Below are 7,027 nucleotides of genomic sequence, written 5' to 3' on the forward strand. Positions count from 1 at the left end.
CGCCACGCCCTCGACGGCCGCCACGACCGGGACGGGCGCCGACTCGACGGCCTCGCACGCCCCGCGGAACGCCTCGAAGAGGCTCCGCAGCGACCCGGGACCCTCGGCGCGCAGCCGCTGGACCTCGTCGAAGTCACCCCCGGCGCAGAAGTTGCCACCCTCACCCCGCAGCAGGATGACCCGCACCTCAGGGTCGCCGGCGGCGACGAGGACGGCCTGCTCGAGGGCGACGGCGAGCGCGGTGGTCACGGCGTTCATGGCATCGGGCCGGGACAGCGTCACCGTGGCGACGCCGTCGGCGACCTCGAGCCGGACCGGGTTGGCGGGTTCCTGTGCGCTCACATGCCCCTCCCGCCGGAGACCTCGAGGACGGCGCCGGTCATGTAGCTGGCCAGGTCAGAGGCGAGGAAGGCGACGACGCCCGCGATCTCGTCCGGCTCGCCGGCGCGGCGCATGGGGATGGTGGCCTCCGTGGCGGCGTACGCCTCCGGCGACATGGCCTCCGTCATCGGGGTGCGGATCAGGCCCGGCTGGATCGCGTTGACCCGAACGCCGTGGTGGGCGAGCTCCTTGGCGGCAGCCTTGGTCATGCCGACGATGCCGGCCTTGGCCGCGCTGTAGTTGGTCTGGCCGGGGTTGCCGACCTTGCCCGACATCGAGGAGATGTTGATGATGCTGCCGCGCTTCTGCTCCCGCATGACCTCGCTGGCGGCCCGGATGCCGAGCCACGTGCCCTGCAGGTGGACGGTGATCACGGCCTGGAAGTCGGCCAGCGTCATCTTCCTCAGCGACGCGTCGCGGGTGATGCCGGCGTTGTTGACCAGGACGTCGAGCGTGCCGAAGGCCTCGACGGCACCGCTGACCAGGGCAGCCACGCTCTCCTCGGAGGTGACGTCGCAGGCGACGCCGCGGGCGGCCCCACCGAGCGCGGCGGCCGCCGCGGCCGCCTTGTCGCCGTCCAGGTCGGCGATGGTCACCCGAGCGCCGTGCTCGACGAGGGCGGTGGCGATGGCCAGGCCGATCCCCTGCGCCGCGCCCGTGACGATGGCGGCGCGACCCTCGAGCAGGGCGGTCACCCGAAGTACCGCACGATCGACTGCACGACGGCCGCCGGCTTCTCGGAGCCCTCGATCTCGAACGTCGTCTCGAAGACGGCCTGCACGGCGCCCTCGAGCGGGGTGGCCGTGAGGACGCGGGCCGTCGCACGGATCTTGCTGTTGACGCGGACCGGCGCCATGAAGCGCACCTTGTCGAGGCCGTAGTTGACGGCCATCTTCACGTTGTCCACGCGGTAGAGCGAGTTCAGCAGCGGCGGCAGCAGCGACAGCGTCAGGAAGCCGTGAGCGATCGTGGCACCGAAGGGCCCGTCCTTCGCCCGCTCGGTGTCCACGTGGATCCACTGGTGGTCACTCGTGGCCTCGGCGAACTGGTCGATCCGCTCCTGCTCGACGACCATCCAGTCCGACGTGCCGAGCACGTCACCTGCGGACTGAGCGAAGTCCTCGATCCCGTTGTACACCTTCACCGTAGGCCCACCTGTCGCGTAGATTTTGAATCGAAACTAAATTATAGTCTGGATTCAAGAACGTCAACGCGTGTCGGCCGCCTCCTCGGAGCTGCAGGGCCGCCACCCCCGCCCCAGGAGGAACCCATGTCCGAGGCCTACATCGTCGAAGCAGTGCGGACGCCCGTCGGCCGCCGCAAAGGCGGCTTCGCCGACGTCCACCCGGCCGACCTCGCGGCCCACTCGCTCAAGGAGCTGGTCAGCCGCGCTGGCATCGACCCCGCGCTCATCGACGACGTCGTCCTCGGCTGCCTCGACAACATCGGCGCCCAGGCCGGCGACATCGCCCGCACGTCCGCGATCGCGGCGGGCTTCCCGCTGACCGTGCCCGGCGTGACCATCGACCGCCAGTGCGGCTCGTCGCAGCAGGCTGTCAGTTTCGCCGCCATGGGCGTCAAGAGCGGCATGCAGGACCTGGTGGTCGCGGGTGGCGTGCAGAAGATGACGCAGTTCCCCATTCTGTCCGCGTTCGCCGCCGGTGCCCCGTTCGAGTCCACCGACCCGTGGACGGGCTGCGAGGGCTGGCAGGCCCGCTTCCCGGGCGAGGAGATCTCCCAGTTCCGCGGCGCCGAGATGATGGCCGCCCACTGGGGCATCACGCGTGACGACTGCGAGGAGTGGGCCTACCAGAGCCACCAGCGCGCGATCGCCGCGATCGACGCTGGTTACTTCACCAAGGAGATCACCTCCTTCAACGGCGTCAGCGTGGACGAGGGCCCGCGCCGGGACACCACCCGCGAGAAGATGGCCGAGCTGCAGACCCTCACCCCGGACGGCATCCTGACCGCCGGCGTGGCGTCGCAGATCTCCGACGCCTCCGCGGCCCTGCTCATCGCTTCCGAGAAGGCGGTCAAGGAGCACAACCTGACCCCGCGGGCGCGGATCCACCACGCCTCCGTCCTCGGCGACGACCCGGTGATGATGCTCTCGGCGCCGATCCCCGCGACCAAGCACGCGCTGGCGAAGGCCGGCATGGCGATCGATGACATCGACGTCGTCGAGATCAACGAGGCGTTCGCGCCGGTGGTCCTGGCCTGGAACAAGGAGCTCGGCGCCGACCCCGCGAAGGTCAACCCCAACGGCGGCGCCATCGCCCTCGGCCACCCGATCGGCGCCACCGGCGCCCGACTCATGACGTCCCTGCTCCACGAGCTGGAGCGCACCGGTGGCCGCTACGGCCTGCAGACCATGTGCGAGGGCGGCGGTCAGGCCAACGTCACCATCATCGAGCGACTCTGAGAGGACAGCGACCCATGCAGCGCACCCTCTACAACGAGGACCACGAGGCCTACCGGGAGACCGTCCGGGAGTTCCTGGCCCGTGAGGTCGTCCCGCACAAGGACCAGTGGGACGACGACCGGTGGATCCCCCGCGAGGTCTTCGCGGCGGCCGCCCAGGCCGGCCTCTACGGCCTCCAGATCCCCGAGGAGTTCGGCGGCAGCGGTGAGCCCGACTACCGCTACCGCATGGTCGCGACCGAGGAGGTGGCCCGCGCCAACGCCATCTCCTTCAGCGTCACGCTCGGCCTCCAGGACGACCTCTTCCTGGCCTACCTGCTACCACCAATCCATCACTGCGCGGAAGACTGATTTAAGGGGCAAGAGGCGCTGGCTGCCGAAGTTCGCCGCCGGCGAGCTGATCGGCGCCCTCGCGATGACCGAGCCGGGCACCGGCTCGGACCTGCAGGGCATCCGGACCACCGCGAAGCGGGACGGCGACCACTACGTCGTCAACGGCCAGAAGACGTTCATCTCCTCCGGCATCATGGCCGACCTGATCGTCCTCGCGGTCCGGACCGACCCGGAGGGCGGCTCGAACGGCTTCAGCCTGCTCATGGTCGAGGCGGACTCCACGCCCGGCTTCGAGCGCGGTCGCAAGCTCGACAAGATCGGCCTGCCCTCGCAGGACACCGCCGAGCTGTACTTCACCGACGCCCGCGTCCCGGTCGAGAACCTCCTCGGCGAGGAGGGCCAGGGCCTGAAGTACCTGATGAGTCACCTGCCGCGCGAGCGCCTCGGCATCGTCGCGCAGTCGATCACGACCGCTCAGACCACCCTGGAGCAGACCATCGCCTACCTGAAGGACCGCACGGCCTTCGGCAAGCGACTGATCGACTTCCAGAACAGCCGCTTCGAGCTGGCCGAGATGCAGACCGAGCTCGACGTCGCCCAGACCTACGTCGACGCGATGGTCCTGGCCTACAACGCCGGCACCCTCACGCCGGTCGAGGCCGCGAAGGGCAAGTGGTACGTCTCCGAGCTCATGAAGCGCACCGTCGACCGTTGCCTGCAGCTCCACGGCGGTTACGGCTTCATGAAGGAGTACCCCGTTGGCAAGGCCTACATCGACACCCGCATCCAGACGATCTACGGCGGCACGACCGAGATCATGAAGGAGATCATCGGCCGCGACATCGCCGGCGGTCGCTGACAGCTCCCTCGACGCCCGGGCGGCCCTGCCGCCCGGGCGTCCTCCTTTCTCCAGCCCTCGGAGCAGCACCCACCAAGACCCAGGAGTACTCATGCCAATCAAGGACACGCTCGCCGTCGCTGCGATGGTCGGACAGGTCACCGCGACCGTCGCGCTCGAGCGACTCGGTCCCGCGCCGCGGCTGGACCGTCCCGGCGCCGTCCCCCCGCGCGCCGAGGCGATCACCGCCGAGTGGCTCACCAGGGTCCTGTGCACGGACGCCCCCGGCGCAGCCGTGACTGACTTCCGTGTCCTCGGCGGCAGCGACGGGACGTCGTCACGTCGCGCCATCGAGGTCACCTACAACGCGGCCGGACAGGCAGCCGGACTCCCCACCCGCCTGTTCAGCAAGGCCGCGGCCGGCCTCTTCTCTCGGCTCCTGCTCGGTCTCACCGACATCGCCGAGGGCGAGGCCCTGTTCTACAACCACGCCCGCCCGGCCCTGACCGTGCGCAGTCCCCGCGCCTTCCACGCCGGCTTCGACCCGCGCACCCGCCGCTCGCTCGTGCTGCTCGAGGACCTCTCGGTCGACGGCTGGACCTTCCCCGACCCCCAGGACAACACCGTCACCCGCGCGGACGCCGAGGACATGGTGGCCCAGCTGGCGGCGTACCACGGCGCCTTCTGGGACAGCCCCCGCTTCCACACCGACCTCGCCGGCCTCAAGCCGGCCCGCCGCTGGCAGGACGCCCTCGACCGGCGAGCCGGCTTCCGCTCACGCACGCTGCGTGGCTTCGACCGTGCCCACGAGGTCCTGCCTGCCGGGATGGTGGGCCGCCGGGCGGAGCTCTACCCCGCCTTCCACCGCTCCCTCGACCTGCACGACGCCTCCCCCCAGACGCTGCTGCACCAGGACCTCCACCTGGGCAACTGGTTGCGTGACCGCGACGGCCGGATGGGGCTCTACGACTGGCAGTGCGTCGCCCGCGGTCACTGGGCCCTCGACTACTCCTACGCGATGGCCGGCGCGCTGCGCCCCGAGGACCGGCGCGAGTGGGAGGAGGACCTGCTGCGGCTCTACCTGTCGCTCCTCGGCGAGGTCGGCGTGGACGCCCCCTCCTTCGACGAGGCCTGGCTCGCCTACCGCCAGCAGCCGATGCACGCGTTCGCGTTCGGCCTGTTCACCCTCGGCGGCTCCCGCCTCGAGCCCGAGCTGCAGCCACGCGACTACACGCTCGCGGCCATCGGCCGGATCGCCACGTTCCTCGACGACCACGCCACCCTCGACACCCTGTCGGACTGAGCGGAACCACCGAGCGGCATCCTTACCCCCATGTCCTGGCCCTTCGAGCTCTGGTCGGCCCCCGAGGGCTTCGACGCCGACGAGTACGCCGAGATGCTCGGCGAGCTGCGCGGCCTCCTCGCCGCGGTGGCCGACGCGGCGCCCGACCCGGCGCACGTCCGCAAGCTGACCGCCGACCTGCGGGCCCTGCGCGGGGAGCTGGCCGCCTGCGCCACCGACGACGACCACGCGCCGTTCGGCCAGCAGCACAACATCGACGGCGACCACGGCCTGGCGTCCGTCCCGCAGGTGCGGGTGCTGCGCTCGGCGGACGGGTCGCTGGACGGCGAGGTCACCTTCACCCGCTGGCACGTCGGCGGTGGTGGCACCGTCCACGGCGGCATGGTCGGCGTCGCGCTCGACGAGCTGATGGGACGGTCCCAGATCGCGCTGGGCTGGATCGCCCGCACGGCCTACCTCACCGTGTCCTACCGCGCCGGCACCCCGTGGGGGCGCACGTTGTCGGTCCAGGTCCGCACCACCCGCAGCGAGGGGCGCAAGCAGTTCCTCGAGGCACGACTGTTCGACGGCGACCAGCTGTTCGCCGAGGCCGAGGCGCTCTTCGTGCGCGTCTCGCCGTACCCTGCCAGCCCGGCGCTCGCCGGCCGCCCCACCCTGGAGGTCCGATGACTACCACTGCCACGACGCCCGACCTCACCGAGGCGCTCGCGACCGTCCTCGAGCGGCGCTACAGCTGCCGCGCCTTCACCGACGAGCCCGTCGACGGCGCCACGCTGCGCCGGTTGTTCACCCTCGCCCAACGCACCCCGTCGTGGTGCAACTCCCAGGCCTGGCAGGTGCACCTGGTCTCGGGCGACGACGTCGCGCCGTTCAGCGAGCGCCTCGTAGCCCGGGTGATGGCCGGCGGCCCGACCCCCGACGTCACCAACCCCGAGAAGTACGAGGGCGTCTACGCCGACCGTCGTCGTACCTGCGGTCACGCGCTCTACGAGGCCGTCGGCATCGCCCGCGACGACCAGGAGGGCCGGCTGCGCCAGATGCTGGAGAACTTCCGCTTCTTCGGCGCCCCGCACGTCGCCATCATCACCAGCCCGAAGGCGCTGGGCCCCTACGGCGTGATGGACTGCGGCGGCTACGTCGCCAACCTGCTCAACCTCGCCGACTCCCTCGGCCTCGGCGCGATCGCCCAGGGCGCGATCGGCATGTACGCCGACGCCGTCCGTGAGCACCTCGACGTCCCGGCCGACCGCGACGTCGTCTGCGCCGTCGCGATCGGCCACCCCGACCCCGACCACCCGGTCAACAGCTTCCGCACCGAGCGCGAGGACGTCGCCAACGCGGTGACCGGCCTCCCCGCCTGACCCTCCCCGGTGGTCGAGGTGCGAGGCGCGCCAGCCCGGTGGTTGAGGTGCGAGGCGCGCTGCCCGGTGGTTGAGGTGCGAGCGCAGCGAGCCTCGAAACGGTGAGGATGTGGGGAGTGCTCCGGGGTGGGTTCTGACTTGCCTCGAAACTGACGGCTCTGGTCTGTCTTGAAGTGGACGTGTCGGCCTGTCCCCGGGGCGCGTGACCTAGCCATAAGGGCGCCGTGAGGAGGGATCGGACCGGRCGACTGTGACTTGATAGGAACCTGCTGCGATCAAAGCGTTGGCTCTTCACCGTTGTGTCCGCCGCCCGGCCCGATGAAGTCATCCTCCACAAAGTGAAGGAGACAGATCGCGTGACCAGCATGACCACCCCCACCCCGACCGAAC

Annotated in this window: 9 protein-coding genes; 6 read left to right on the top strand and 3 right to left on the bottom strand. The window is 70.7% G+C overall.

The window, feature by feature from the left end; genetic code table 11:
- From L615_RS23905 to L615_RS20245, 3 genes are all read right to left on the bottom strand, one after another.
- A partial coding sequence (locus L615_RS23905) for an enoyl-CoA hydratase/isomerase family protein (protein ID WP_222430639.1) occupies positions 1 to 342 on the bottom strand: 342 nt, incomplete at its 3' end.
- The gene (gene fabG, locus L615_RS20240) at positions 339 to 1,076 is read right to left on the bottom strand and encodes a 3-oxoacyl-ACP reductase FabG (RefSeq protein WP_145726275.1); all 738 of its coding nucleotides are present in this window, start codon (positions 1,074 to 1,076) and stop codon (positions 339 to 341) included. The genes fabG and L615_RS23905, both read right to left, overlap by 4 nt.
- The gene (locus tag L615_RS20245; RefSeq protein WP_145726276.1) at positions 1,073 to 1,525 is read right to left on the bottom strand and encodes a MaoC family dehydratase; all 453 of its coding nucleotides are present in this window, start codon (positions 1,523 to 1,525) and stop codon (positions 1,073 to 1,075) included. Before L615_RS20245 ends, fabG begins: the two co-directional genes overlap by 4 nt.
- A gap of 126 nt (positions 1,526 to 1,651) precedes the next feature.
- Here L615_RS20245 and L615_RS20250 point away from each other — a divergent pair, with 126 nt between their 5' ends.
- The 6 genes from L615_RS20250 to L615_RS20270 all read left to right on the top strand — a co-directional run bounded on the left by L615_RS20250 (position 1,652) and on the right by L615_RS20270 (position 6,637).
- Positions 1,652 to 2,803, top strand: coding sequence for an acetyl-CoA C-acetyltransferase (locus tag L615_RS20250; protein ID WP_145726277.1), 1,152 nt, complete (start codon positions 1,652 to 1,654; stop codon positions 2,801 to 2,803).
- 14 nt (positions 2,804 to 2,817) lie between these two features.
- The gene (locus tag L615_RS24465) at positions 2,818 to 3,153 is read left to right on the top strand and encodes an acyl-CoA dehydrogenase family protein (RefSeq protein WP_261376787.1); all 336 of its coding nucleotides are present in this window, start codon (positions 2,818 to 2,820) and stop codon (positions 3,151 to 3,153) included.
- Positions 3,154 to 3,217: 64 nt separating this feature from the next.
- Positions 3,218 to 3,994, top strand: coding sequence for an acyl-CoA dehydrogenase family protein (locus L615_RS20255; RefSeq protein ID WP_261376788.1), 777 nt, complete (start codon positions 3,218 to 3,220; stop codon positions 3,992 to 3,994).
- 91 nt (positions 3,995 to 4,085) lie between these two features.
- Entirely contained in the window at positions 4,086 to 5,276 is a 1,191-nt protein-coding gene (locus L615_RS20260; protein ID WP_145726278.1) for a phosphotransferase, read from the top strand.
- Positions 5,277 to 5,306: 30 nt separating this feature from the next.
- Positions 5,307 to 5,945, top strand: a complete 639-nt coding sequence (locus L615_RS20265) for a hotdog domain-containing protein (protein WP_145726279.1) — start codon at positions 5,307 to 5,309, stop codon at positions 5,943 to 5,945.
- Positions 5,942 to 6,637, top strand: a complete 696-nt coding sequence (locus L615_RS20270; RefSeq protein ID WP_145726280.1) for a nitroreductase — start codon at positions 5,942 to 5,944, stop codon at positions 6,635 to 6,637. Before L615_RS20265 ends, L615_RS20270 begins: the two co-directional genes overlap by 4 nt.
- Positions 6,638 to 7,027: the final 390 nt, after the last annotated feature.

Origin of the sequence: Nocardioides sp. J9, assembly GCF_007829375.1 — a bacterium.
Taxonomy (GTDB): domain Bacteria; phylum Actinomycetota; class Actinomycetes; order Propionibacteriales; family Nocardioidaceae; genus Nocardioides.

What these genes read in the sequence shown, in the direction of transcription:
- L615_RS20250 (WP_145726277.1), top strand. Translation starts at nt 1,652, where the DNA reads ATGTCCGAGGCCTACATCGTCGAAGCAGTGCGGACGCCCGTCGGCCGC.
- L615_RS24465 (WP_261376787.1), top strand. Translation starts at nt 2,818, where the DNA reads ATGCAGCGCACCCTCTACAACGAGGACCACGAGGCCTACCGGGAGACC.
- L615_RS20255 (WP_261376788.1), top strand. Translation starts at nt 3,218, where the DNA reads ATGACCGAGCCGGGCACCGGCTCGGACCTGCAGGGCATCCGGACCACC.
- L615_RS20260 (WP_145726278.1), top strand. Translation starts at nt 4,086, where the DNA reads ATGCCAATCAAGGACACGCTCGCCGTCGCTGCGATGGTCGGACAGGTC.
- L615_RS20265 (WP_145726279.1), top strand. Translation starts at nt 5,307, where the DNA reads ATGTCCTGGCCCTTCGAGCTCTGGTCGGCCCCCGAGGGCTTCGACGCC.
- L615_RS20270 (WP_145726280.1), top strand. Translation starts at nt 5,942, where the DNA reads ATGACTACCACTGCCACGACGCCCGACCTCACCGAGGCGCTCGCGACC.